The following is a 26054-nucleotide window of genomic DNA, read 5'->3' as shown; positions in this document are numbered from 1 at the left end:
TGACCGAATTCGGTCCGATCGCACTCCGCCGAGAGAAAGATTCAATATCAAGGACAGGAATTTCGATACGATGCAATTCGTTCGCTTCGCGACCGACGGCGGCGTCCGCTGGGGCGTTTCCGTCGACGACCAGATCTACGCGCTGGACCGCTTCGGAGAACCGTCGCTCGAGGACCTCGCGACGCCCGGCTACCGCCGCCGCGTCCGTCGCGCCGTCGATACCGGCGAACTGCCGGCAATCGATGAGCCGGAGACGTATCTGGTACCGATTCCCTCGGTCGACCAGATCATCTGTATCGGCCTGAACTACTACGATCACGCCGAAGAGCAGGACGCGGAGATCCCCGATACCCCGCTGTTGTTCGCGAAATCGCCCTCGAGCGTCACCGGGCCGGACGCGCCGATCGTTCACCCCGAGGACGTCGAACAGGTCGACTACGAGGTCGAACTCGGCGTCGTCATCGGCCGAACCGCCTGCGAGGTCCCGGCCGACGAGGCCGAAGAGTACGTCGCCGGCTACACGGTCGTCAACGACGTTAGCGCGCGCGACGCGCAGTTCGAGGACGGCCAGTTCTTCCGCGGCAAGAGCTACGACACGTTCGCACCGATGGGGCCGGCTCTGACCGCACCCGACGCGATCGATGCCAATGACGCCGCCGTCGAACTCCGGGTCAACGGCGAGGTGAAACAGGAGTCTTCGACGGCAGAGTTCATCTTCGACGTCGGCGAGACGATCGAGTTCCTCAGCCACAGATTGACGCTGCAACCCGGCACCGTCATCGCGACCGGTACCCCAGGTGGCGTCGGCATCTTCCGAGACCCGCCGGAACTGCTCTCGCCCGGCGACACCGTCGAAGCCGAAATCGACGGGATCGGCACGCTCGAGAACCACGTCGTCGGCAAGTAGCGCTCAGATCCCGCACAGCTCCCGCATCGCCCGATCGGTGAGCCACTCCCGATCATTCTTCGAGAGGCAGTCGACGTGCTCGAGCCACCGCAGGCTCTCCGCGTAGGTCGCCTCGTCGCTGACGTTCGGAAAGTCCGAGCCCCAGATAACCCGCTCGCGGCCGAAGGTCTCGAGTAGCCAGCGGACGTGGTCGTGCATGTCGGCGTAGGGAAACCCCTCCGCGGAGCGGTGGACGACTTCGGAGATTTTCACCGCCACGTCGTACTCATCGCCGGCGAGGGGCTCGAGTGCGCCGAGCGCGTCTTCGGGCGGGACGTCAGGGCCGGCGTGACAGAAGTGATCGAGCGCGTAGGAGAGTTCGGGATAGGTCTCGACGAGGTCGCCCACCTGCTCGAGTTGGTCGACGTGGGCGAGTACCTGCACCAGCGCGTCGGTCTCGCGGGCGGCCGCCCAGAACGCGGTCTCGTCGACCGCCTCGCGCAGCCAGTCGACGGTGGGATCGAACGTCTCCCACATGCGGTCGGACGGACAAATCGCGCCGAGTCGGAAGCCGAGCACGCCGTCGACGGCCATCGCCTCGCGCAGCCGGTCGGCCGCGTCGTCGGCAAACGGATCGAGCATCACGATTCCTGAGAGCGCATCGTGCTCCGTAACACACCGGACGGTGTACCAGTTATCGGTCCACTCACAGATCGGGTAGCCGACGACGACCGCCTCGTCGATCCCGACCTCGTCCATGTCCGCGAGGAGCGTTTCCGCGGGGTAGACCGCGTCGACGGAAAACTCGTCGACGGTCTCCACTAACGGGCCGTTGACCCAGGGGTGGTCTCGGGTCGGTCGCGTCCATGCGTGTGTGTGAGTATCCATCACCATCGTGTGCGGAAAGCGACGTGTCGAGCGATACTAAACGTTGTGTCGAGGCGACGGTCCGCTCGAGCGGACCGTCACCGCGGGAACCGCGTTCGGTCGCTCGCGGTGTCGGCGTCGATTCACACGGTCGGGTGTCACGCTCGCCGCTCGGAGAAACGGGGTCTCAAGACGGATTTCGTCAAATCGTCCGGGTCAGCGGTCTGCAAACGAGAAGACCGGCTTGCAGGTCTCCGACTCGAGGAACGCCTCGAACGCGGCGGTCGGGTCGTCGACGCTGAACGAGCGGTCGATGATCACGTCAGCGTCAATCGCACCGGCTGCGAGGAGTCGAATGGCCTGTTCGAAGTTCCGCCAGGTCGAGCCGTAGGACGTGTTCACGTCGACCTCGCCGCGAACGACCGGCGTCATGAACACTTCGCTGGGAGAGCCGGGGAGGCCGACGACGACGATCTTCCCGCCTTTCCGAACGTGGTCGACGGCCATCTCGATGCCGCTCGAGTGGCCGGTCGTATCGAACACGGCGTCGAAGCCGACGCCGTCGGTTCGCTCGTCGACGACGTCGGAGAGGTCGGTCGCCTCAACATCGATCGTCTCGATCCCGAGTTCTTCGACCAGCGGCAGTCGATATCCCGTATCTTTGCCGAGTCCCGAGACGAGGACGGTGGCACCCATCGAGTCCGCGACGGCCGCAACGAGCACGCCGATCGGGCCGGGACCCTCGACGAGAACAGTATCGCCCGGCGTCACGGAGGATTGATCGAACACCGCCCGCGTCGCGATGCTGAGCGGTTCGGTGATGCTCGCGTGTCCAAGCGCCACGTCGTCGGGGATCAGGTGGAGATCACGCGGCCGGACCGTCGTGTACTCAGTGTAGGCACCGTCGTTGTGCATGCCCGTGATTTCGAAGTTCTGACAGACGTTCGGCTGGCCGTTCTTACACTGGAAACACGAGCCGCAGTCGTGGATTGGCTCCTCGACGACGTGGTCGCCGACCGCGAAGTCGGTGACGTCATCGCCGACGTCGACGACCTCGCCGGAGTACTCGTGGCCCATAGTTCGCGGGATCGGGATCCACTCGTAGCCGTCCTCGTACTTGTACGCGTGGGCGTCGCTACCACACAGCCCCGCCGAGTGAACGCGAACGAGTACCTCGTCGGCGTCAGGGACTGCCTGCTCGCGCTCGCGGATTTCGATGGCTCTGGGACCGGTATGTACTATGGCCTTCATGTAGGGTTACCTCGCTCTGGTCGAGCTAGCAATACGTGGGGGATTCACACGTATATAACTTTAGGTGGACACGGTTGATCGAAACGGCGACTTCCGGTTCACTGGCGAGAAGACTCGAGGTCGGCTGGGAATCGTCGGCTTTCGCGTTCGGTGCCGGCGGCCGCCGCGTTCGGAGTCCCCTCTTGAGAGCGGAGGAGAGGTATATCACGTGCCGAGAGCGTCGTGTCACTACAAACACTTATGTGGCTGTTGCACACACATCAGGATAGATTCATCGGAAGTGAACGTCAATCCATGGAGATAACGAACGTCAACGTCACGAAGGTCAGTACCGATTCCTGGGGCGAGTTCGTCGAATTCCCGCTCGTCACCGTCATGAGCAAGTTCGACGAGTACAATAACGCCGACGGCGACAACCCGCAGGCCCGTCGAGCGTGGATGGGGCCGGTCGGCGACGTCGTCGTCGAGGTCGAGACGGACGCGGGCATCACCGGTGTCGGCGTCGGCAACTGGGCGACGGGAGCGATCGAGACGATCGTCGACGAGACGCTCTCGAAACTCGTCGTCGGCGAGGATCCCCGCAAGCGCGAGCGGCTCTGGGACATGATGTACCGGGCGACGATCCCCTTCGGCCGGAAGGGTGCGGCCGTCGAGGCCATCAGCGCGGTCGACCTCGCGCTCTGGGATATCGCCGGCAAGGAAGCCGACAAGCCGGTGTACGAACTGCTGGGCGGTCCCGTCACCGACGAGATCCCCTGCTACGCGAGCAACCTCCACCCCGTCGACCACGAGACACTCGAGCGGGAGGCCCAGAACTACGCCGAGCAGGGCTTCGACGCGATGAAGCTGCGGTTTCGCTACGGACCCGAAGCGGGCCGCGAGGGGATGAAGGAAAATGAGAAGATCGTCGAGACGGTCCGCGACGCCGTCGGCGACGAGCTCGCGATCGCCGGTGACGCCTACATGGGCTGGGACGTCCGCTACGCGAAGAAGATGCTCAAGCGCCTCGAGCGCTACGACATGGAGTGGGTTGAGGAGCCGGTAATCCCGGACGACATCGATGGCTACGCGGAGGTCCGCGAGGCGTCGAACATCCCGATCTCCGGCGGCGAACACGAGTTTACCCGCTGGGGGCACAAGGAACTGCTCGAGCGCGAGGCAGTGGACATCCTCCAGCCCGATATCCACCGCTGTGGGGGGCTGACCGAACTTCAACGGATCGATGCCATGGCCAGCGCCCGCGACGTGCCGGTGATCCCCCATTCCGGGACGAACCCGACGCTGCACTTCATCGCCGCCTCGACGAACGCGCCGATGGCGGAGTACTTCCCGATCCCCGAGTGGTACGAGGAGCGCCAGGGCGAACAGGAATCGACCTACGCCGACGCCATCTACGCCGACCCGCCCCAGGCCACGGGCGGCACCGTTCCGCTCCCGGAGGGCGTCGGGCTGAGTTCGGCGATCAATCGCGAGGCCCTCGAGCACTACAGCGTGGAGTGAGCCATGAGCGATATCACGTTCGAGTACAACGTGCCGGTGTTTGCTGGCGCGCCGAAATCGGGAACGGATCCCACGCACCGCGATACGCCGTGTTACGAGCGACTCGACTGGGAGACGACGAAAGAGGGCGTTCTGACGGCCGAGGAACTGGGCTTCGACGCCGCGTGGGCGCCCGATCACGTCATGCTCGGGCGCGACCACGCCGAGTACGAGTGCTGGACGCTACTGTCCGCACTGGCGGGGCTTACCGACGATATCGATCTCGGCTCGCTCGTCCTCTGTAACGACTACCGCAACCCCGCGCTCGTCGCGAAGATGGCCGCGACGCTGGACGTCATCTCCGGCGGCCGACTCGAGCTCGGGCTCGGCGCCGGTTGGCACGAGTCCGAATACGAGGCCTACGGCTGGGAGTACCGTGATGGCTTCGACCGGCTGCTGCGCTTGGACGAGAGCATCCGCCTGATGAAGCGAATGTGGGACACCGACGTCGGCGAGGGAGCCTCCTTCGCCGGCGATCACTACGAGATCGACGGTGCTTACTGCGATCCCGGTCCCGTACAGGACCCCCACCCGCCGATTCTCGTCGGCGGGCAAGGCGAAGACGTGACGCTCAAACTCGTCGCGAAACACGCCGACGTCTGGAACACGGACGTCTTCAGCGGGACGGCGGAGACGATAGAGCACAAGATCGGCGTCATCGAGGATCACTGTGAGACGGTCGGCCGCGATCCCGACGAAATCGAGTACTCCTGGGATGGGCACGTCATCTGTACGCGCGATCCCGAGACGTACGAGCGCCTGCTCGACCTGATGATCCCGATTCAGTTCGAAGAGGAGTACGTCGATCGGGCCGACATCACGACCGAGGAGATCGCCAGCGACTACTTCCTCATGGGGACGCCCGAGGAGTGTGCCGAAGGGATCCAGCGGCGGATCGACGCCGGCGTCACGAAGTTCCAGTGCTGGTTCGTCGATTTCCCCGACACCAGCGGGATGGAACTGTTCGCCGACGACGTAATGGGACAGTTCCGGTAGCGACGGGTTGTACAGACGAGCGTCGCTCGAACGGTCCGGAGACAGGGGAACAGCTATGGGGCCTCCGCCCGACTCGGTTCCCGTATGGCACGCATTGCGTTCCATCTGGAACTCGCCGACGGACAGCGCGAGGCGTACCGCGAGGCCCACGAGAACGTCCCCGCGTGGCTCGAGGAGGTGTACCTCGAGTCCGACGCCGGACTCGAAACCTACAGCGTCTTCGAGTCAGACGGACACGTCTTCGGATTCATGGAACTCGACGATCCAAACGCGATTCGAGACGTGATGGAGACCAGCGACGCACAGGCCCGTTGGGACGAGACAATGGACGGTATCATCGTCGACGACGACTCCGAGCAGTGGCTGGACGAGGTGTATCGAATGCGCTGACGGACCAACGGTGTCCTCGTTGCGCAACTGAGTCGCTTCTGCCCTGTTGCTCCGCTCCGATCGCAAATCGGCGACCAGTAGCGGGGCGAGCGTGCGACCGATGGAGGAACTCTCGAACTCCGCATTATGACAGTCAGTGACACAATCGTCCGGCGTCACCGGATTGCACCAAAATTCGGCGCTTCGGTTCCGTTGCCGGCATGATTTCGGTAGTCGGATCGATCTCCCTCGAAATAGCGACAACTGTTTACACCTGTACCGTCGTAATGTTCGGGGCAGGAATAAGCTCCTCACTCGAGGTGCAGTTCCGGTTATATCGGACGGCTATCCTCGGCTGTCCATCGAGCCGTATTAGAACGCCTGTCGGTGTATCGCTACCAACCCGTCTACGCCCCGTTTCAACCCCGTTCGATGCTGACGGACGGTTCGACGCGACGTGCTCGAGGGGATCCGCAGTCGGTCGCCGCGTCTCGTTCGCCGCGTCCGTCTCATCGGGTCATCGTCTTCCAGTGTCGCCTCGAGATTTCGTGCTCAAGCGGTCGGCCTCGCTCGAACCGCTCGATGTCGTCGATGACGGACTCGGTTAGCGGTCCACGGATCTGAGAGCCGCCGACGTGGGGGGTGAGCAAGACGTTGTCGAGCGTTCGGAGTTCGTGGTCGGCGGGGAGCGGTTCCTGATGATAGACGTCAAAGACGCCGGCGAGTCGACCCGACCGCAGTTCCGCCATGAGCGCCGCTTCGTCGACGATCTCGGCGCGTGCGGTATTGACGAACAGCGCGCCGTCGGGGATCCGTGCCAGTCGATCCGCGTCCAGCATGCCGATCGTCTCGTCGGTCCGCGCCGCGTGGACGGAGACGACCGCCGCGTCCAATGCCGTCTCCAGATCCGTCAGCGTCGCAAACGGATACTTCGCAATCTCTTCCGGGTCCACATAGGGATCGTAGATACTGGCGGACACGTCGAACGAAGCCAGGTGGTCGAGCAGTTTTCGACCGATAGTTCCCAGTCCGACGAGGCCGACGTCCTTCCCGTAGAGGGACCGAATATCGACGTCGTCGGCGTCGAACTCACCCGCTTTCATCGACGCGTCGAGTTCCGGAACGGCGCGCAGTTTCGCGATGATCAAGCCAAGCGTGTGTTCCGCCGTGTACTCGGCCATCACATCGTTGGCGCTCACGACGCGGATTCCTGCGTCGTAGACCGCGTCGGTGACGAGCGTCCCGACGCTCCCGCCGGTGTGGGCGATCAGTTGCAGGTCGTCGGCCGCTTGGAGAACGTCGGCGGTGACCCGCGGACTGCCCCATCCCGTGACCAGTACGTCGACGCCGTCGATGCGCTCGCGGAGGGCGTCCTCTGAGAGGTCGTCGGTCGACGGGTTCCACGCAACCGAGCCCAGCGACTCGAGTCGGTGGCGGACCTCGTTCGGGAAGAAGTCGTCTCGGAGTTCCCCGTCCGGTAGCGTGACGAAAACGTTCATACCCCCTCATGATACGTCTGATACTATAAACGTCGGGATCTATTCCGGGAATCCAATATCGGACCTCGGCCTATAATCGGTCCGATCGCCGAGAAGCGCCGGGAGGTGCGCTCACAGCTGGTCGCGGACCCACCCGACGAACGCCGGAAAAGCGACCTCGGGCTCGGGAATCGACGGGTGCCAGCGTTTTTCGTGTTCGAAGACGAGCCAGCCGTCGTAGTCTCGCTCGTGGAGTGCCGCGACGACGTCTGCCATCGGCAAATCGCCGTCGCCGGGGACCGTGTACACGTAACCGTCGTCGGTCGCATCGCGGTGATCCGGGTCATGGACGGCGTCTTTCAGGTGCACGTACTCGATTCGGTCACCGAGCGCGTCGAGGGTCTCGCGCGGGGATTCGTCGGCGAGACGGAGGGTGTGGGCGGCGTCCCATACGATGCCGACGTCGTCCGTGGGCATCTCGTCGAGGAGTCGCTGGCAGTCGGCTGAGGCGGTCCAGGCGTCGTGCGTCTCGAGGACCCACTGAAAGTCCGCCGCGCCGTCGATCGCAAGAATCTCCCGCATGGTTTCGCCCCCAGCACGCGCGAGTTCGGCTCTCGAGTGCGCGTCGAGGTCGCCGCCGCCGAACACGCGGATCCGGTCGACGTCGAACGCGTCGCCGACTTCGATCAGCCTGCGTGCCTCCGCCACGCGGGCCGAACGGTCGCCGGGTTCGCAGAGACTGATACTCGAGCTAAGGGCGCTGACGGTTAGTCCAGCGGTTTCGACTCTCGACTGCGTTTCGTCGGCTCGGTCGGTGAACAGGGGATGGCGCGTGACGTCGATCTCATCGCGGTAGCCCCGAACGTCAACGCCGTCGTAGCCGGCCTCCCGGCCGACGGACAGTATTCGCTCGAGGTTCCAGTCAGGACAACCGAGCGTCGACAGTGCAAGGTTCACGTGTACCACAACTCGCCGCTCGCACGTAGAGTTTTATGAACCGGCACTGGGCGGTCGCGAGTCCGGTCTCTGCCGACCAGTCGTCGACCGATAGGGGACCGCGAGGCGGCGGTGCCTGCTCGACAGTGCTCATGGCCGACGGAGCCCCTGAGGTTTATCGGCATCCCGTCGGTCCTATTACGTATGCCGACGGCACACGACCACGACTATCCGCCGCGTGACTGGACGGTCGGCGGCCTCCGAGACGCTCTCGAGGGCACTGGGGAGGCGTTCACGCTCTCGACGTACGAAGACGAAGCGGCGTGGACGGCCCTCCGCACGGACGACCTAACCCGCGAGCCGGTCGAGGCATTGCTCGACTGCGCCGAAGCAGCCCGCGACGGCGACATCCCGTCGCTCACGGCCAGCCGGTATCTCGACTACGAGCGAACGGGTAATCGAACGCGCTACGAAGCCGTCGCACGCGAACGCCGGCGTCGCCTCTCCGCGCTCGTCGTCGCCGCGTGTGTCGAACGCCACGACGACTTCGATCCGATTCTGGACTACGCGTGGGCGCTCTGCGAGCAGACGACGTGGACATGGCCCGCACACCTCGAGGACGACTCCCACGAGGGCCTCCCGAGCGCGGTTCCGAGCGACGAGCAGACGGTCGCGCTCTTCACCGTCGGTGCGGCGCTCCTCCTCGCAGAGGTCGACGGAATTTGCGGCGACCGTCTCCATCCCTCGCTCCGCGAGCGCATCCGGTCCGAAGTCGACCGCCGCGTCTTCACCCCCTACGAGGAACGCGACGATCTCTGGTGGACGACGGCGACGAACAACTGGAACGCGGTCTGTAGCGCGGGTGTCGCGCTCGCCGCGCTCCACCTCATAGACGACGCCGGCCGGCAGGCGCGCATCGTCGAACGCGTCGCCGACAGCCTCGGCTCCTACCTCGACGGCTTCGGCCCCGACGGCGGGACGCCAGAAGGAGTCGGCTACTGGAATTACGGCATAGGTAGCTACGTCGCGCTCGCGGACGCCCTCGAGAGTGCGACCGACGGCTCGTACTCGCTGTGCTCACCCCCGAACCTCGAGCGTCTCGCTACGTACCCCCTCGCCGTCGAACTTAGCCCCGGCCGATTCGTCCCGTTCTCGGACTCGGACGAGGAGAGCGTCGTCGCGCCGCGTGCGGCCGCATGGCTCGGCCGCCGTCTGAACGACCGGGGACTGGCCGCTCGCGGACGGTGGGAGATGGCGCGCCGGACGGACGCGTTCGCCGGCCCGAACGTCACGTCGCTCCCCGAGATCGTCCGCGACCTCCACTGGGCGCGGACGGTGCCCGCGTCGTGGACGCGTGCCACCCCGCCGACCCGTCGATACTTCGAGGGCTGTGAGTGGTGGTTTACGCGGGCGAGCCCGGCCGACCCGGACGGGCTCGTCGTCGCCGCGAAAGCTGGCCATAACGGTGAGCCACACAACCACAACGACTGTGGCTCGTTCGTCGTTCACGCGAACGGCGAGTCGCTCCTCACCGATCCGGGACGTCCTGAATACGACCGGGACTACTTCGGCCCGACCCGCTACGAATACGTCGCCGCGCGCTCGCTCGGACACTCCGTTCCGTACGTCAACGGCGTCGAACAGGCGGCCGGCGAGGAGTTCGCCGCGACGGTGCTCGACCGACGCTCCTCGTCGACGGTTGACGCGTTCGAGATGGATATCGGAAATTGCTATCCCGAGGACGCCGGCGTCGAATCGCTCCACCGGACCGTAACGCTCGACCAAACCGACGGCGTCGTCTCCGTCGCCGACGACGTGACGTTCGTGACCGCGGACAACACGTATGCGTCTACGCTCGTCTCCGCGTTCCCGATTCGAAGCGAGGAGAGGAAACTCGTCGTCACTGGCGAACGCGGTCGCATGCGAGTGACGCCGGACGATCCGAATGCCGAACGCAACGTCGAGCGGCTCGCGGACGCTCTCGAGACGGCCGACGGGACACGTGACGTCTGGCGCGCCCGCATTACACAGACCGTCGATAGCCACATGACGTCGCTACGGCTACGGATAGAATCCGACAGCGAGACACCGATCTCGTAGGTTACTGCCTCGCTCGAACCTGAATTACTGACAATTTATATATTAAAATGCCATATTATTAAATATATGTCCGAAGTCAGTTTCCCCATACTGAATAGTTAGATTGGTGTAATGTTTGAATAATACTTCTTATTTTATGTTCACATGATCAGTAGAATCTGTTTGTCGGATTGTCTAATCAAGTTTGTCAGGCAGGAGAGCAAACTATTCTTTGGGCATAGATACAGATGAACAAGCAACTAACTTGAGAATGGTTACTACGAGTGAGGGGGTTCGTTTTCTGAGTAGTTTATTCCCGAAAACGACCGTCTCAGTGGTTGTTTAGAGGATATCAACGTAGGGTTTGTTGAAGAGAAGCGACACCGCGGCTGCTGATGAAGCTCAGTATTCAGCTCCATCTTGCTGGACTCTCACTTTCGAATACTGTTTCTATTCTTGGGATATTCGGTGCCAGTCGGACTCGGTCAACCGTCCATAATTGGGTTCACAAGGCCGATCTACAGCCCGAATCTGGTCGGTGTCTGGATTACGTTGCGGTTGACGAGACCGTGATCCGACGCAACGATGAGCAATATTGGCTGTATGCAGCCGTCGATCCCGAGACAAACGAGTTGCTCCATACAAGGCTTGCACCGACGACAACGAAGGGTCTTGCTTATTCTTTTCTGCGAGAACTCTCCGAGGAACACGGCATCTCCGACGCTGTGTTTCTCGTCGATGGATCGCACTCATTACAAGATGTATGTCAGCGCCACGGCTTCGATTTCAGAGACGAAAAACATGGAAATCGGAACGCTGTCGAACCTGTCTTTAGGGAGATAAAGCGCCGAACTCTCTGTTTCGAAAACTATTTTAGCAACGCCGAAGCAGAAACCGCCGACGACTGGATCAAATCGTTCAGCTTCGCATGGAATCAGCGTATCTGAACACTACCCTTTCCCCTTCGACGGTGCGAATTTCCCGACGCGAGCATATCACGTGTGCGGTCGCGGTCCGACCCGGCCGAGGCCATCGCGAGATATGGCTGCCGCTCGAGCGATCCGTTCGCGCCTATCGAACCGTCGGGCCGGCCGTCGAACCTCCGCTCCGGTAATCGCGTGGGTCCGGCTTCGGCCGCAGCCAGTCGTTTACGCATCGAACTGGGGCGGGGGAAAATTCCGTTGCGCACGGATTCTGACACGCGTTTCACGGTGTGAGATCCCACTCGCGGTTTGACCCACTTTTGCGGAACCGCGCGAATACGTCCCGTTTCGACCGAAATCGCTGACGCGTTATCGATTCGGTCTCCGATCCCAGAGATACGGGTACGGCCGATCCGATCCTCCTTCCCGTTCGCGAATTCCGTGCGTCGCAATGGCTCCGATTCTCACGGCTATCCGTCGGTACTTGTTCGATACATCTCCGTCCTATTTCGAACTCTGAAAGAGCGATATCCGTTTCGAGACCGCGTATCCGGAAACGCCCCGATCTTCATTTACAATAGTACTTGTGTAATAGATGGGCGACGGACATCGGTTGACGGTTGATTCCCGAGAATCGGTGGTCGCAGCGATAGCATCGGTAACCGGCATTCGGCCGCAATACTCGTCCGAGAACGAATCGCCGCTACGAGTAAGAGATCGTGAGTTCGAACTCCTTGACGGCCCCCTGAACCAGATCGGGAAGTTCCGAGTCAAATCGCTCCCCTCGTAAGCGATGTGACGGTCCGGCGATGACGAGGCTCCCGAGGAGGGTATCGTCGTCGGGATCGAACGCTGGTGCGGCGACGGCTTTCAGCCCGTTCACGTACTCTTCATGAGCGGTCGCATACCCGCGGTCGCGGATCTCCGTGAGTTCCGATCGGAGTTCCTCCCTATCCGTTATCGTGCTTTCCGTCCGCGCCAGCAGATTGTGTTCGTCCAGTAGCTCCTCACGTCGATCCGCCGGAAGATGTGCGAGAATCGCTTTACCCGACGCGGATTGGTGGAGATAGAGATTCTGTCCGACTCGAGCCTCGGACGGAACGCCTTCGGTCCCCATCTCACAGTAGAGAAATGTCCCGATTCCCTGATCCTCGACGAGGAAGCCGACGAATTCGCCGGTTTGATCCGCGACCTGTTGGACGATCGCCTTCGACTGCCGGTGGAACGAATAGCGCTCCCGCGCCGCCCCACCGAATCGGAGGAACTCTAATCCGAGGACGTATTCGGCGTCTTCCTTCGTGACGAACCGTTGGTCGCAAAGCGTCTTCAGATGGCGATGGACGGTGCTCTTCGATACACCGACTTCGTCGGCGAGCGTCGTCAACGTAGCTCTCTCGTGCGAATGGAGTGTCTCGAGTATTTCGAGTAGCGTTTCGTCCGATTTGATTGTACCGCCCGTCTGTGTTCCCATACCGCGTTCCACGGTGTGAATCCTCATAGTTGTTCCGTCTCATGCAACCGTCGAGAATAGTCCTTAGATCGTCGACTGCGCCTATCGATCTATTGCACAAGACGGAACGGACACTGATTAGATCGATGGTTCACTATCCGGACACTCGTACCCTTAAAAATCCCTCATATGAACGAGTCTCATCACACGAACAGTATATCTCTGCATAGTTATCTGGGAATGATATTTTCGTCCGAGGTCTGATCATTGCACGATAGTAAATGACATGGGTAGATCCTGAAGCGGAAAGCGGACTCGGCAGTCACACCCGAGGCCCCGAGAACAGAACGCGAGTGGATCGGATGAGAAGAGACCGAACTAGTTACGTCGACTCTGCGTCGGTGATGCGGTCCTTGAGAGCTTGCTTCTCTATCTTACCGACTTCCGTTCGCGGAAGCGACTCGAGGACCTCGAGGTACTCGGGCCGCTTGAAGACGGCGATACCGCGTTCCCCAAGGAACGACGAGACGTCCTCAAGCGAGAGTTCGTTCGCATCGTCCGTTAGTTCGACGAACGCGGCCGGCCGCTCGCCGAGTCGATCATCCGGTATTCCGATCACGGCGGCGTTCGTGATCTTCGGATGCTCGACGAGTTCGTCCTCCGCGCCGGGTGCATAGATGTTCTCCCCACCGCGGATGATGGTGTCCTTGATTCGGCCGTAGACCTCCAGATTACCGTCGTCGCGTCGGGCGAGCACGTCCTCAGTGAAGAACCAGCCATCGTCGGAGAAGTTCGCGGCGTTCTCCTCCTCGTTCCGGAAGTAGCCAGTGAAGTAGCCGGGACCGCGGACGGCGAGTTCACCCGCTCCTCCGGTAGGGACCTCCGTTTCGCGGTCGGTTTCCACGATGCGGACCTCGTCGGCCTCGAGGGCGATCGGGCGACCGACGGTGTTGGCCTGAATCTCGACGTCGTCTCCCGGACGAGTACAGATGAGCGGCCCCTCGGCCATGCCGAAGATGTTACAGAACCCGACGTTCCAGCGATCGACTGCCTCCTCGACGACCCTCGGTGGAACCTTCTGACCGCCGCTGACGAGCACCTCGAGCGAGCTCAGGTCGTACTGGTCGAGGTCGGGATGTTCGAGGATATCGATGATCTGAGTCGGCATAGGAAGCGTGTAGTTCCCGCCGACGCGTTCGATAAACGCCATGAGCGCGTCCGACTTGAGCTCCGGTTCGACGGCGACTGTCGCTCCCTCCCATAGGGCAGCGCCGACGATGCAATTGAGCGAGGCGTTGTGACCGATCGGGACGCTTGGGAAGGCGATCCAGTCGTCTTCGACGGCGGCCGCGTTGGCCATCCGTTCCCACTGGAAGATGTACTCATTGTGGGTACGCGGAATCGCTTTCGGCAATCCAGTTGTGCCGCCCGAGAGAAGCATGACGCCCGGTTTCGACGGATCGACGTCGGTCTCAGATACCTCGTCGCCATGCTCGTCGAGCCAGCGCTCGTCGCGCATATCGGCGAACGTGACACAATCGTCGACGGACGTCGTCTCATCGTCGCTAACGGCGATGAGATGTTCCAGAGGCTCGTGGGCGTCACGGACATCTTTCGCGAGTCCGACGAAGTCGAACCCGTCTGAATAGCGGTCGTAATCGACGACGTAGGCCCGTGCGTCGGTGAGTTCAACGACGTGATTTGCCTCGGCGCTTCGGTGACGAGGGAGTACCATCACCGGAATGACGCCGACGCGGGAACAGGCGACGAACGCTTCGAGGAATTCGGTACAGTTCGGGAGCTGGAGGACGATTCGCTCGTTCGGGCGCAGACCGAGTTCGCCGACGAGGTACGCCGCGATCCGGCGGGAGTTCACAGCGAGCTCCGCGTACGTGAGTTCCCGATGCGGGCCGACGAGAGCGGTATCGTCGGGGATTTCCTCCGCGTGTCGGTCGATTACGTCGTGAAACGTGATATTTCGCCAGTATCCTGAATCGATGTACGTCTGCTGTCGTTCGGCGTCGAACGGAACATACCCGTCTAACGACGCCGTATCGATAATCTCGCCTTCGACCATAGGTGCGGATCCACATACCGTACCGGTATTATTAAATCTATGTTCGGTCTCGGGCTCTGTCTTCGCGTTTCGGCGCCCTTAGTGTCGGAAGCACACTGCCCGTTATTCTCCGCGATATGTGTGATTTTTATAATTATCTTCAAGTACCCCCCGTCATATATTGTGGTGTGTGAAATGAGAACATGATGGGAGATAGCTTCTGGACTCCGAAGACTCCGGTACGAGCGGCACTGCTTGGCTCCGTACTGGCGATGGTTGTACTCCATCAGAGCGAACTGCTCGGCTTACTGAACGCGCAGACGTTGCTGTTCGGCTGGCTGCCGGTCCAGCTCGCGTACGACATCGCGTTCCTCCTCGTCGGCGTCGTCATCCTGTCGGTGATGTACGTCGTCGCGCCCGAACCGCCCGCAGATTACGATGCGAGACTCGAGCGAGAGGACGAACCGTCCGACCCCGTTACCCCCGCGGAGGGAGACGACTGATGCTGGCCGAATCGAACCTCCTCATCGTCGGCATCACTGCGGTCTACCTTCTGGTCGTCCTCGGTGTCGGTCAACTCGCGGCGCGGACGACCGGCACCTCTCGTGAGGACTACCTGATGGCGGATCGGTCGTTCAGTACGATCATTCTCCTAGCGGCGCTGTTCGCCACGAACATGACCGCGGTAGTGATGATCGGGGCACCGGGGCTGGCGTACAATGCCGGTGCGGGCGCGTTCGGATTTTTCGTCGTCCTGTTCGCGTTCCTCTTTCCGGTCTTCCTGATGACGGTCGGCTACCGGATCTGGATGGTCGGCAAGGAGTTCGGTCACATCACGCCCGCACAGATCATCAACCACCGGTGGGACGCAGAGTACCTCGGTGTGCTCGCCATGGGGATGTTCACCGTCTGGACCGTTCCGTATCTCCTCGTCGGCGTACAGGGTGGGGGGATCGTCTTCGAGGCACTGACGGACGGACTAGTCCCCTACTGGGCGGGCGCCGCGATCGTCCTCTTGGTGGTCGGCGGCTACGTCTATCAGGGCGGAATGCGCGGGACCGGCTGGACGAACGCGTTTCAGGGTGCCGTTTTCATCGCATTCCTGCTCGCGATGTTCGTCTGGATTCCGTTGCGGGTCGGCGGGTTCACCGAGGCGACGAACGCCGTCGCGCAGATTAATGACGGCGCGCTCCTAAACCGTGCCGGGATTCCCCCGTTCCAGCCGCGAGTTTGGTTCTCCCAGGGGCTGGTCGTCGCGTTCGGCGCCTTCATGTTCCCACACCTGATCATCCGCTATATGACCGCTAAGTCCGTGAAGAACCTCCAGCAGACTGCCGTCCTCTATCCCATCGCGGTCATCGTCGTCTGGGTGCCCGCCGTGATGCTCGGGTTCTGGGGGATCGCACAAATTCCGGACTTAGCGAACCCCGATTTCATCCTGCCAGCGCTGGTCGACGAGTTCCTCCCCGTCTGGGTCATCGGTTTCGCTCTGGCCGGAATCCTCGCTGCGCTCATGTCGAGCCTCGACGGCCAGGTGCTCACCCTCAGCACCTTCTTCACCGAGGACGTGCTCCGGCCGTTCTTCGACGTGGATGAGTCCAGGGAGATCCACTACACACGGTTCTTCCTGATCGCGATCTTCCTCGCGGCGTTCGCCGGCGCCATGCTCACCCGGGACTCGATCGTCAACACCGCGACGTTCGCGTTCTCCGGGTTCGCACTGATGTTCTTCCCGATCTGCTCGGCGTTCTACTGGCGTCGATCCAACAAGTATGCCGCTTACGCGGGCCTCGTCTGGGGATTCGTCGGCCTCTGGGCGTTCGAATTGGGACTGCTTCCGGAAAGCCTCACGTTCGGGTTCCTGCCGTTCGTGCCGCTCGCCGTCAGTCAACTCGTCTTGATGATCGTCGTCGCCTATTCGACGCCGAAACCGCCGGCCGACAAGGTATCGAAGTACGAGCAACTCTTTGAAAATGTCTGGTGAGCAGTCACAACAATGAAGGGAGTACGAGTCATCGTGGCAAACAGGAACGTACGTATGCGAGGAACCGTCCAGTACTGCGAGGGGAGACGACGTAGCAGACGTATCGAAGAAATCGCGTCAGGAGGACGTGAGATGGTCACGTCCTCGATCGCTGAGGAGGGGCGGTCCGACCGATGAACGTCGCGACTATCGGCGGCGGTCCCGGCGGACTATACGCGAGCCTCCTCCTCAAACGGAGCCACCCCGACTGGGACGTGACCGTCCATGAGCGGAACCCGCAGGGGGTCACGTACGGCTGGGGGATCGTGTTTCCGAACCGAACGCTCTCGAACCTCGCCGATGCCGATCCGCCGTCTCACGAGGCAATAACAGAGACGTTCGACCGCTGGGATCCGTTCGACATCGTCACCGACGACGACTACTTCCGGTGTGACGGAAATACGTTTGCGAGCATGATGCGGACCGATCTCCTCGCCGTCCTCGAGGAGCGCTGTCGCGACGTGGGCGTTGAACTGAAGTACAAGTCGGAGATAGCGGATCCCGCCGCTATCGCCGCCAAGGCCGATCTCTGTATCGCGGCCGACGGGATCCACAGTCACACGCGCGAGGTCTTCGCCGACGAGTTCGGCACGGAGATCACCCAGGGAAGCGCGCGGTTCTCCTGGTTCGGTACCGACGCGGAGTTCGAAGCGCTGACTCACATCTTCGTCGAGAACGAGGACGGTATCTGGTGCGCTCACACCTATCCCGGACCGACGAGCACGTTCATCGTCGACTGCGACGCCGAGACGTGGGAGCAATCCGGGATCGCCGAAATGACCGAAGACGAGTATCTCGCCTACCTCGAGGACGTGTTCGCTGACCAGTTGGATGGACACGCCCTTCAGTCCCAGCAGGACCGATGGCGGCGGTTCCAGACGGTCACGAACGAGAACTGGTCTCACGACAACGTCGTCCTCATCGGTGACGCCGCGCACACCGCCCACTACTCGATCGGCTCCGGAACGACCCTCGCGATGGAAGACGCAATCGGGCTGATGGAGGCCTTCGAGGACCACAACGAGACCGGTGCCGCGCTCTCGGCCTACGAATCGGCTCGGAAACCGTTCGTCGAGACCCTGCTATCGGCGGCCGAACGGAGTCGGATACACTTCGAGGAGATCGACCGATACTACGATCTCCCACCTCGACAGTTCGCACTCCATCATCTCACCCGGAGCGGCCGGCTCACGTACGGGAGCCTCCAGCGCCGTGACCAGACGTTCACGGACGCGTTCGACGAGTGGTTCGCCGAGCGGACACCGATCGACGCGGAGACGCGACCGCCGGCCCGCCAGCCGGTTCGACTCGCCGATACCGTCGTCTCGAACCGGTACGTCCGTGCCCTCGAACCCACATCGTCCGCCGACGAGGGGACGCCATCGGCTGCTCAACTGTCCGCGTTCACCGCGGCCGCAGACGAAAGGCCGGGGCTGCTGCTCACGGAACCGCTTGCTATCGCTCCCGAGGGGCGGACGGTGATTGGTTCTCCGGGACTCTACACCGAGGATCACGCCGCTACGTGGGCCGATGCCGTCGAAGCCGTGCCAGACGGAGTTACGGCCGGTGTCCATCTCACGCACGCCGGCGCGAGCGGTGGGCGAGATCCTCGCGTTTTCGATCACGGCGACCGTACCGAACGAGAGTCGACGTGGGCGCCGCGACTCAGTGACGACTATCCGATTCATCCGCAATCGTTCGACCCCACCAAACTGAGCGCGGCGGACCGGAACGCCGTCGTCGACGACTTCGTCGCAGCGGCGCGCCGGGCCGTCGACGCCGGCTTCGAGTACGTGCAGCTCCAAGCGGCCACCTCCTCAGTTCTGTCGCAGTCCCTAACGGCTTCGGACGTGCCGTTCGAGGACGGTGTCCAGTTCGTACAGACCGTCGTTACCGACGTTGCCGACGCGGTACCGGCTGGAATGCCGCTCGGGGTAACGGTTCCGGTCTCAGACGGCGACGAACGCGGGCTCTCGCTCGAGGAGGCGTTTGAGGCCGTTCGCGAGCTTTCGGCGGCGGGCTGTGACGTCGTGGCTCCGGTCGATACCACTACCAGCGAGCGTGGACTGGCTGCGAAAGGGCCGAGCAATTTCAGCGACGATATCAGAAACGAGGTCGGTGTCGGCACGTTGGCAACTGTCCCCACCGCATCCGCCGATAAGGTGAACACGCTCGTCGCGACTGGGCGTGCGGATCTCTGCGTGGTTCAGGGAGCACTGTCTCGTGACGACTGACCTCGATCCACTGTCGGGATGTGCGGAGAGCCCACACAGCCGTCGGCGTTCGTAAGTGCCCCGCTGAGCCCTGTCGCAGTGTTGACTGCGCAACGGGTGACTGATCGGGACGGACACCGTGGGAGGCTGCCCTCGAAGGAAAACCGGCACCGAGCATATGCGCATGGGGCCGACAACGGTCTGTTACTCACGGCCGTCTCCGTCCGAACCACGCGACTACGAACCGGACCGCTATCCCCGATCGCTGCCACGTTTTCCGGGGCCGCTGTCCGGCACGGGCGTTTGCGACCTGCTACGAGGTCTTGTGAGCATGCTGAACGACGCCGACGCGGCCACAGGGAACTCCCCGGAACTCGAGTTCGCCATCGTCCCTGCGGCTTCGCGTTCACGAGGAAGACCGTCTAGCAACTCGCGCGGTTCCCGAACGCCCACGTCTGTATAGAGGCGCTGGAGATTCTATTGCAGGAAACGCTGACTCCTTCGAGCAGCTCCTCGCGGAGACGTGACCTGCTCACGGGGTTCGCGTCCGTTTTGCTTGAGACCGCCTGCTGCTACGTAGCTACCGCCACACACCGATATTCCATCTGCTGTTTCTTCAGAGTGAACTTCTAGTGTTCATTCTGCATACCATAGGTAGACAACAATGCACAAATCTTTAGATGCGCGTTTCTAATTCACTAGCCATGGAAAAGGACGACAGCTCTGGACGATCGATCAAATCGAATAAGACACTGTTCTCTATCATCGAATCACTCAAGGAGAACGACAGCGCGGGCGTCACCGAACTCGCTAATCAGCTCGACCTCGCGAAGAGCACCGTCCATAAACACCTCGTGAGCCTCGAACGTAACCGCTACGTCGTCAACGAGAACGGTCGCTATCGACTCGGACTCCAGTTCTTCAACACCGGTGTCCACGTGCGAAATCGGTACGAGGTATATCACGCCGCGAAACACCGCATCGACGGGCTGGCCGAGGAGACCGACGAGGCGGCGTGGCTCATCATCCCGGAGAACGGCCTCGGAATGTTCGTCTACGGCGTCTCGCGCAACGAGTCGTTCTCGTTCGATTCGACGATCGGGACGTGGGTCTACCTCCACGCGAACTCCGCCGGCAAGGCGATCCTAGCCCATCTTTCCGACGAAGAGGTGCAGCAGATCATCGATCGTCACGGCCTTCCGGCTCAGACGGAGAACACCATCACGGAACCAGCGGAATTGTTCGACGAACTCGAGCGCACCCGCGATCGCGGCTACGCAATGAATTTTCAGGAGGATCTGCGGGGACTGCACGCAATTGCGACGCCGATCATCTGGGACGGGAGACCGATCGCTGCCGCCACGATCGCCGGCGCCGCAAACCGACTGACCGAAGAGCGAATCGAGGACGAGTTGTACGGGGCGCTCCTCGAGGCCGTTGACGACATCGAACTCCGTCTCGTCTACGGCTAGGAGACTCGCTGCTATCCGTCACGAACGCAGGCTGGTTTCTGGCGGCGTTTCCGATAGTTACGCGTTGATGACCGACGGTGTCGTGTATTCAGGCGTTTCAAGCGAATTACGATAGCGCGCCCAGAATTCCCCAGTGATGTGCGTAGCAAAACTATCAGGACCGATATCGACCGCGGAGACTATTACATTAGTACTAACGTAATGGTCGGACTTCGACTCCCGCCGGATCAGCTCTTCATCCATTATTGATAGACAGAGAATACTCTCTCAGAAGGTGTCTTAGCCAGTTCAGAATGGCTATTACGAAAGTAGTATGGTTGAAGATTGCATAATATAGTACTATTCTCGATATAATGAATGAAATTTAAACCAGTATTCGAATTGGCATCGATCACGACCGACGCAGATGTCTGATATAATCGGACGATTAGAGGGCAGTGATAGTCAGCTACTACTATGATCGATGCTACACTGCCGCTGTCCTCCGTTCTCTGAGCGTCGACGCACCGACCGGTTCCTAAATGGGAAATGGTACCGTCCCTCCGCTGGCATGAGAGACGTGGGCGTGCCAGTGTTCGTTGCGCCCGGCGAGCGTATTGAGAAGCGGTCCGTCGACGAGACGACCGTCTCACCTCCGTAGCACGGTTGATCGTTCGATCGGGAACCCGGCATGAACCTCGCCGACGATGGCAGCGTAGCCGGTCGGACGACGTAGTCGTCGAAGACGGCGTCGTCTTCGTTGAGGACGGAACGTGCCCGCTCGTTTCTTCGCAGCGCCACTCAGTAGACGCGGTAGACCGCCAGCTTCACGCCTCTCGGCTGCCGAATCCCTGAAGCGACGAAGACGTTCCGAGTAAGCCACTCGAGGTCGGGATCGGCGGTCTCGAACTCGGGTGTCGACTGGAAGTAGACCTCGTCGGGATCGACAGGGTCCCCGTCGCGGAGTCGCTCTTTCGTCTCCGGCGGCGCGGAGCGAATGCCGCGATTCTCGACGTAAACGCTGGAACCGTCGTCGGTCTCGAAGGCGTACTTCGCGACCAGTTCGGTCGGTCGATCGACGCGAAACAGTTGGTAGTCCGCGCCGGCGGAAATGACCCGCCCCTCAATGCGCCCCGAGACCGTGCCGCCGGTGATCGGAATGATCCGCCGTTGGCCGTCGCCGGTCTCGCCGATCTCGATCGGTTCCTCGACCTCGACTTCGAGGTCCATGACGTGTTCGAGGCTCGGCTCGGGAACGGTGTTGTCGCTCGAGTCGGTCTCTTTGACCATACTCCCGTCATCACTGTCAACCGTAATAAATGCTCCCGAGTGAGAGCCGCTTCGGTTCGCTCTAGGCGGTCGGCACCAGCAGTATGGTGGAAGAGAAACGAGTGAGAACGGCCAATTATCCTGTGCCCCGTCGACGACGAATTCAGTGCCGCGGTCGTGACGAGGGCCGACGAACTCATCGAAGTGTTTTCGAGCCGACGGCAAGAGTACGGACGCGGCGAATCTGCAACCGGTCGCCGAAGCGAGCAAGCAACTCGAGGAGCGGGCGTTACCGCTGAGGTCGCTTGGACCAGCGGTGACCCCGTTCGGAGCATGGGTAGTCAACGCGCTCGATCCTGGCGCACTCAACCTAATCGGCCGAAAGCGATTACCTTTGATCGCCTGCCTCGCCAATTCGCCCGCCGCAGACAATCGAGTCAGTTTTCTCGCCACTGGCGGCGATTAGTGCGCTGCCTGGTTATATTCCGCTATAACACAGTGGTTGTTACAATAGTATACGTTCCTATATATGACCGGTGTTTTTATGACCCATGGTACTATTTGTCGAGCTATGTTCGGTAGTCAGAGCTGGGAAGATGACGATAGCATTTCGGGGGAAGCAGTGAATCCAGAGCAGAAGTCGATCGACGATGCGAACCTCGTCGAGAAACGATTACGACCGACGCTCAAGTTCATCCTCGCGTTCGCGACCGGCGCGTTCGTCTTTCTCTTTCCGGTACAATATCAGGGACAGACCACGATTCCACTCGACATTCTGATGTCGTACATCACGAATCTGTCGTTGCTCGCCGTCGAGACATTCGCGCTGGCGGTCCTGTTCGCGGGTGGGATCCTGACGACGGTCGCGATGTTGCACTACCAAGGCGTCATCACGCTGGACGAACGCCAGCAAGCGCTGTTCCAGATCGATTACTGGCAGACGTCGAAGCCGTTCTGGGCGTTTCGCGTAATCGCGATCTTCCTCGGCGTACCGCTGTTCCTCGGGACCGGCCCCGACTGGTTAGTCGGTGGGGCCGTCTCGACGATCGCTTGGAACGCGCTTCTACTCACGGTCGTGCTCGTAATCCCGCTGGGCGGCATTTTCGTCAATCTGCTCGCCGAGCTCGGTGGACTTCAGTTCATCGGCACGCTGGCGCAGCCGATCATGCGGCCGCTGTTTAACCTGCCTGGCCGGTCGGCCCTCGACAGCGCAGCCTCGTGGCTCGGCTCGTTCAGCGTCGGCTACTACCTTACGCGAAACGTGTTCGATCGCGGCGGGTACAATAAGCGGGAAGTGTTCGTGATTTGTACCTGTTTCGCCACCGCGAACCTCGGGACCATCGGTGCGGTCGCCGCCGTCGTCGGCGTCCTCAAGATCTTCCCGGTCCTCATCCTGCTGTACCTGACCGCGACGCTCATCGTCGGTGCGATTCTCGTCCGCATTCCGCCCCTCTCGACGGTTCCCGAGGAGTACATCGCAGAGCCGGATCCGGAACCGCAGTTCACCGGTACCGTCACTGACTACGTCCGGTTCGCCTTCAGCGAGGGTGTCCGAACCGCCGAAGAGGGGAAATCGATCCCCCGCGCGGCGATCGAGGGCCTCGTCGATGGAACGAAACTCACCGCGATGATCCTCGGTACGGTCTTGACCATCGCGACGGCCGTACTCCTCCTCGAGGCGAACACGGACATCTTTTCCTACCTCGCGGCGCCGTTCGTTCCCCTGATGACGATTCTCGGCGTTCCGGACCCGAAAATCGCCGCCACGGCGATCATCGTCGCCGGTGCCGAGTACTTCGTCGGAACGACGCTCGTCGTCGAAGCGTCGTTGTTCACGAAGGTGTTCGTCATGGTCGTCACGAGCGCGCAGGCGATCTTCTTCGCCGCGACGGCACCGATGATGGTCGACATGTTCGACGACATCCCCATGCGCTTCCGTGATCTCACTCTCCTCTTGATTCTCCGAACCGCGCTGCTGATCCCCGTCACGGCCGCGCTGACCCACGGTGCCGTCGCCGTCGGCCTCATCTGAACGTCTCCAACCTCGACGCCGTTCGATCCCGTTCCGTTCTCCTCGATGACGCTGAACCGCAACGGGGCTCGAGCGAGGAGTCGCGATTGATCACCGTGAGGACGCGAGCGGTGGACCGGCCGGCTCCGGTATAGCCGGCGATATCGACGCTCGCACTCGCTGTCAACAGTCAACGTCGTCGATCGGACCCTCGAAGACTGATCCTTCCAGTCGTGGACCATTCTCGGGATTACACGCTCTACTCTTCCAAAGATATATGGGAGACAATAACAGAGATTTCTGTGATGACGATTGACACCGTGCAGCGAGTGGCAGTACTCGGAGCCGGAAGTATGGGACACGGTATCGCGGAGGTCGCCGCGATTGGCGGCTACGACGTCGCGATGCGCGATATCGAGGAGGACATCGTCCGCGAGGGATACGAGCAGATCGAGTGGAGCCTCGGCAAACTCGAGGAGAAAGGCCGGATCGACGAGTCCGCGGAGATGGTCCTCGAGCGGATCGAGACGACGACGGACATTGGCGAGGCCGTCTCGAACGCGGACTTGGTCATCGAGGCCGTCCCCGAACAGATGGAGATAAAGGAGGACACGTTCTCCGCGGTCGACGAACACGCCCCGGATCACGCGGTCCTGGCGTCGAACACGTCAAGTCTCTCGATTTCGGCGATCGCATCTGCGACCGGCCGACCGGAGCAGGTCGTCGGTCTCCACTTCTTCAACCCGCCGGTGAAGATGGACCTCGTCGAGGTCACCTACGGCGAGGCGACGACCGACGAGACGGCAGAGATCGCCTACGAGTGGGCCGAATCGGTCGATAAGACACCGATATACGTCCGCAAGGACGTCCATGGCTTCGTCGTCAACACCGTTCTTGTCCCGTTCATGGAGGAGGCGGCCTGGATGCTGTCGACCGACGAGACGACGGTGCAGGAGGCCGACGCCACGATGGTCTACGAGCGGGGCTACCCGATGGGGCCGTTCGAACTCAATGACTTCGGCGGGATCGACGTCGCATACCACTTCCGCGACGAGTCCGGCCAGCCCGTTCCCCCGGCCATCGCGGAGAAGGTCGAGGCCGAGGAGCTCGGCAAGAAGAGCGGCAAGGGCTTCTACGATTACGAGGACGGTGACGGCGTCGACTACGAACCCGAGGATTCGGGCGGCTACGACGCGCTTCGTACCGAGGCCGTGATGATCAATAAGGCCGCCTGGCTCGTCGGGAACGATGTCGCGACCCCCGAGGAGATCGATATCGGGCTCCGGCTGGGCGGTAGCTTCCCCGAGGGAATGTGTCGGCGCGGCGATCGCATCGGCCTCGATGTCGTCCTCGAGAAGCTCGAGTCCCTGTACGCGGAGTACGGCGAGGAGCGCTACGAGCCCACCGACCACCTCGTCGAACTCGTCGAGGAAGGCTGGACCGGCGAGGACGCCGGCAAGGGCTTCTACGACTACCGCATTGATCCGCCCTACCACTACATCAACTGGGAAATCGACGGCGACGGCGTCCTCGCGGTCGAGCTCGACCGCCAGGAGCGGATGAACTCGATGTCCGAGGACATGTTCGCGGAGATCGATCGGCTCCTGAACGACGTCGATGTCGACGAGGTCTCCTGCGTCGTCTTCGAGGGGGCCGGCGACCGCGCGTTCAGTTCGGGAGCCGACATCACCGGCTTCACGGCCGGCGAGCCGGCCGACATCATGGACGTCGACGAAATGTTCCAGACCGTCTACGAGTTCCCGCGGCCGACGGTCGCGAAGATTGACGGGTTCTGTCTGGGCGCGGGCATCGAGCTCGCGCTGGCGTGTGACATCCGCGTCGCGACCGAGGACTCGACGATCGGGACGCCCGAGACGAACCTCGGCGTGATCCCCGGCGGTGGCGCGACCCAGCGGCTCGTCCGCCTCGTCGGCGAGGGCCGGACGAAAGAAATGGTGCTCCGTGGGATGCAGTTCGACGCCGTACAGGCCGAGGAGTGGGGCATCATCAACCATGCCGTCTCCGACGACGAACTCGAGGAACTGGTTGGCGAGATCGTCGACGACCTCGTCTCGGGTCCGCCGGTCGCGCTGAAGGCGGCCAAGCAAGTGATCAACGACGGTCCCGAGGCCAGCCTCGAGGCGGCGCTGGCCATGGAGAAACAGGCGTTTGCGGTGCTGTCGACGACCGACGATATGTACGAGGGCGTGGCAGCGTTCAGACAGGACCGCGAACCGCAGTTCGAGGGTGAGTAACC

18 protein-coding genes and 1 pseudogene are annotated in these 26054 nt (G+C 61.8%); 12 read left to right on the top strand and 7 right to left on the bottom strand.

All coding sequences use genetic code 11. The features are described from left to right. Nucleotides 1-70 precede the first annotated feature (70 nt). The gene (locus ACJ70B_RS20260; protein WP_408960246.1) at nt 71-907 is read left to right on the top strand and encodes a fumarylacetoacetate hydrolase family protein; all 837 of its coding nucleotides are present in this window, start codon (nt 71-73) and stop codon (nt 905-907) included. Nucleotides 908-910: 3 nt separating this feature from the next. Here ACJ70B_RS20260 and ACJ70B_RS20255 read toward each other — a convergent pair whose 3' ends face one another. Beyond that, nucleotides 911-1777: an amidohydrolase family protein gene (locus ACJ70B_RS20255; RefSeq protein ID WP_408960701.1), complete on the bottom strand. Its 867-nt coding sequence runs from the start codon at nt 1775-1777 to the stop codon at nt 911-913. 192 nt (nt 1778-1969) lie between these two features. Then, on the bottom strand, nt 1970-3004 hold the full coding sequence (locus ACJ70B_RS20250) for a zinc-binding dehydrogenase (protein ID WP_408960245.1): 1035 nt from the start codon (nt 3002-3004) through the stop codon (nt 1970-1972). A 294-nt stretch (nt 3005-3298) separates the two neighbouring features. Here ACJ70B_RS20250 and ACJ70B_RS20245 point away from each other — a divergent pair, with 294 nt between their 5' ends. From ACJ70B_RS20245 to ACJ70B_RS20235, 3 genes are all read left to right on the top strand, one after another. Further along, a complete protein-coding gene (locus ACJ70B_RS20245) occupies nt 3299-4504 on the top strand; it encodes an enolase C-terminal domain-like protein (RefSeq protein WP_408960244.1) in 1206 nt (401 codons plus the stop codon). Nucleotides 4505-4507: 3 nt separating this feature from the next. Continuing rightward, a complete protein-coding gene (locus ACJ70B_RS20240) occupies nt 4508-5539 on the top strand; it encodes an LLM class flavin-dependent oxidoreductase (RefSeq protein ID WP_408960243.1) in 1032 nt (343 codons plus the stop codon). A gap of 84 nt (nt 5540-5623) precedes the next feature. Beyond that, nucleotides 5624-5929 (top strand): L-rhamnose mutarotase, encoded by a 306-nt coding sequence (locus ACJ70B_RS20235; RefSeq protein WP_408960242.1) that lies wholly within the window; start codon nt 5624-5626, stop codon nt 5927-5929. A 488-nt stretch (nt 5930-6417) separates the two neighbouring features. Here ACJ70B_RS20235 and ACJ70B_RS20230 read toward each other — a convergent pair whose 3' ends face one another. Continuing rightward, nucleotides 6418-7407 carry a hydroxyacid dehydrogenase gene (locus tag ACJ70B_RS20230; protein ID WP_408960241.1) on the bottom strand — a complete coding sequence of 330 codons (990 nt, stop codon included), beginning with the start codon at nt 7405-7407 and terminating at the stop codon, nt 6418-6420. Nucleotides 7408-7518: 111 nt separating this feature from the next. Continuing rightward, the gene (locus ACJ70B_RS20225) at nt 7519-8343 is read right to left on the bottom strand and encodes a sugar phosphate isomerase/epimerase family protein (protein ID WP_408960240.1); all 825 of its coding nucleotides are present in this window, start codon (nt 8341-8343) and stop codon (nt 7519-7521) included. 183 nt (nt 8344-8526) lie between these two features. On the opposite strand from ACJ70B_RS20225, the gene ACJ70B_RS20220 reads away from it, so the two are divergent. Next, nucleotides 8527-10422, top strand: a complete 1896-nt coding sequence (locus ACJ70B_RS20220; RefSeq protein WP_408960239.1) for a heparinase II/III family protein — start codon at nt 8527-8529, stop codon at nt 10420-10422. A 291-nt stretch (nt 10423-10713) separates the two neighbouring features. Beyond that, nucleotides 10714-11348: pseudogene (locus ACJ70B_RS20215) on the top strand (IS6 family transposase). Nucleotides 11349-12027: 679 nt separating this feature from the next. Here the strand turns inward: ACJ70B_RS20215 and ACJ70B_RS20210 are convergent. Together ACJ70B_RS20210 and ACJ70B_RS20205 are read right to left on the bottom strand one after the other, a co-directional pair. Further along, nucleotides 12028-12795: an IclR family transcriptional regulator gene (locus ACJ70B_RS20210; RefSeq protein WP_408960238.1), complete on the bottom strand. Its 768-nt coding sequence runs from the start codon at nt 12793-12795 to the stop codon at nt 12028-12030. A gap of 361 nt (nt 12796-13156) precedes the next feature. Next, nucleotides 13157-14851 carry a (2,3-dihydroxybenzoyl)adenylate synthase gene (locus tag ACJ70B_RS20205; RefSeq protein WP_408960237.1) on the bottom strand — a complete coding sequence of 565 codons (1695 nt, stop codon included), beginning with the start codon at nt 14849-14851 and terminating at the stop codon, nt 13157-13159. Between the two features lie 182 nt (nt 14852-15033). On the opposite strand from ACJ70B_RS20205, the gene ACJ70B_RS20200 reads away from it, so the two are divergent. The 4 genes from ACJ70B_RS20200 to ACJ70B_RS20185 all read left to right on the top strand — a co-directional run bounded on the left by ACJ70B_RS20200 (nt 15034) and on the right by ACJ70B_RS20185 (nt 20538). Beyond that, a complete protein-coding gene (locus tag ACJ70B_RS20200; protein WP_408960236.1) occupies nt 15034-15333 on the top strand; it encodes a hypothetical protein in 300 nt (99 codons plus the stop codon). Beyond that, complete coding sequence (locus tag ACJ70B_RS20195; RefSeq protein ID WP_408960235.1) at nt 15333-16814, top strand: sodium:solute symporter; 1482 nt, start codon at nt 15333-15335, stop codon at nt 16812-16814. The genes ACJ70B_RS20200 and ACJ70B_RS20195 overlap by 1 nt, the downstream gene beginning before the upstream one ends. A 173-nt stretch (nt 16815-16987) precedes the next feature. Next, nucleotides 16988-19087, top strand: coding sequence for an FAD-dependent monooxygenase (locus ACJ70B_RS20190; protein ID WP_408960234.1), 2100 nt, complete (start codon nt 16988-16990; stop codon nt 19085-19087). Between the two features lie 683 nt (nt 19088-19770). Further along, entirely contained in the window at nt 19771-20538 is a 768-nt protein-coding gene (locus ACJ70B_RS20185; RefSeq protein WP_408960233.1) for an IclR family transcriptional regulator, read from the top strand. A 780-nt stretch (nt 20539-21318) separates the two neighbouring features. Here ACJ70B_RS20185 and ACJ70B_RS20180 read toward each other — a convergent pair. Beyond that, nucleotides 21319-21807, bottom strand: a complete 489-nt coding sequence (locus ACJ70B_RS20180) for a DUF3237 domain-containing protein (protein WP_408960232.1) — start codon at nt 21805-21807, stop codon at nt 21319-21321. Between the two features lie 550 nt (nt 21808-22357). Here ACJ70B_RS20180 and ACJ70B_RS20175 point away from each other — a divergent pair. After that, on the top strand, nt 22358-23818 hold the full coding sequence (locus tag ACJ70B_RS20175) for a YjiH family protein (RefSeq protein ID WP_408960231.1): 1461 nt from the start codon (nt 22358-22360) through the stop codon (nt 23816-23818). 284 nt (nt 23819-24102) lie between these two features. After that, a complete protein-coding gene (locus ACJ70B_RS20170; protein WP_408960230.1) occupies nt 24103-26052 on the top strand; it encodes a 3-hydroxyacyl-CoA dehydrogenase/enoyl-CoA hydratase family protein in 1950 nt (649 codons plus the stop codon). The last annotated feature ends 2 nt before the right edge of the window (nt 26053-26054 follow it).

Source organism: Natrinema sp. 74, from assembly GCF_046097095.1.
Classification (GTDB): Archaea; Halobacteriota; Halobacteria; order Halobacteriales; family Natrialbaceae; genus Natrinema.
Note: the sequence above shows the minus strand (reverse complement) of the source record. Positions and strands in the feature narration are given on the sequence as shown.

What these genes read in the sequence shown, in the direction of transcription:
- ACJ70B_RS20185 (WP_408960233.1), top strand. Translation starts at nt 19,771, where the DNA reads ATGGAAAAGGACGACAGCTCTGGACGATCGATCAAATCGAATAAGACA.
- ACJ70B_RS20205 (WP_408960237.1), bottom strand. Translation starts at nt 14,851, where the DNA reads ATGGTCGAAGGCGAGATTATCGATACGGCGTCGTTAGACGGGTATGTT.
- ACJ70B_RS20210 (WP_408960238.1), bottom strand. Translation starts at nt 12,795, where the DNA reads ATGGGAACACAGACGGGCGGTACAATCAAATCGGACGAAACGCTACTC.
- ACJ70B_RS20240 (WP_408960243.1), top strand. Translation starts at nt 4,508, where the DNA reads ATGAGCGATATCACGTTCGAGTACAACGTGCCGGTGTTTGCTGGCGCG.
- ACJ70B_RS20230 (WP_408960241.1), bottom strand. Translation starts at nt 7,407, where the DNA reads ATGAACGTTTTCGTCACGCTACCGGACGGGGAACTCCGAGACGACTTC.
- ACJ70B_RS20260 (WP_408960246.1), top strand. Translation starts at nt 71, where the DNA reads ATGCAATTCGTTCGCTTCGCGACCGACGGCGGCGTCCGCTGGGGCGTT.
- ACJ70B_RS20250 (WP_408960245.1), bottom strand. Translation starts at nt 3,004, where the DNA reads ATGAAGGCCATAGTACATACCGGTCCCAGAGCCATCGAAATCCGCGAG.
- ACJ70B_RS20170 (WP_408960230.1), top strand. Translation starts at nt 24,103, where the DNA reads ATGACGATTGACACCGTGCAGCGAGTGGCAGTACTCGGAGCCGGAAGT.
- ACJ70B_RS20180 (WP_408960232.1), bottom strand. Translation starts at nt 21,807, where the DNA reads ATGGTCAAAGAGACCGACTCGAGCGACAACACCGTTCCCGAGCCGAGC.
- ACJ70B_RS20175 (WP_408960231.1), top strand. Translation starts at nt 22,358, where the DNA reads ATGTTCGGTAGTCAGAGCTGGGAAGATGACGATAGCATTTCGGGGGAA.
- ACJ70B_RS20195 (WP_408960235.1), top strand. Translation starts at nt 15,333, where the DNA reads ATGCTGGCCGAATCGAACCTCCTCATCGTCGGCATCACTGCGGTCTAC.
- ACJ70B_RS20200 (WP_408960236.1), top strand. Translation starts at nt 15,034, where the DNA reads ATGATGGGAGATAGCTTCTGGACTCCGAAGACTCCGGTACGAGCGGCA.
- ACJ70B_RS20235 (WP_408960242.1), top strand. Translation starts at nt 5,624, where the DNA reads ATGGCACGCATTGCGTTCCATCTGGAACTCGCCGACGGACAGCGCGAG.
- ACJ70B_RS20190 (WP_408960234.1), top strand. Translation starts at nt 16,988, where the DNA reads ATGAACGTCGCGACTATCGGCGGCGGTCCCGGCGGACTATACGCGAGC.
- ACJ70B_RS20220 (WP_408960239.1), top strand. Translation starts at nt 8,527, where the DNA reads ATGCCGACGGCACACGACCACGACTATCCGCCGCGTGACTGGACGGTC.
- ACJ70B_RS20245 (WP_408960244.1), top strand. Translation starts at nt 3,299, where the DNA reads ATGGAGATAACGAACGTCAACGTCACGAAGGTCAGTACCGATTCCTGG.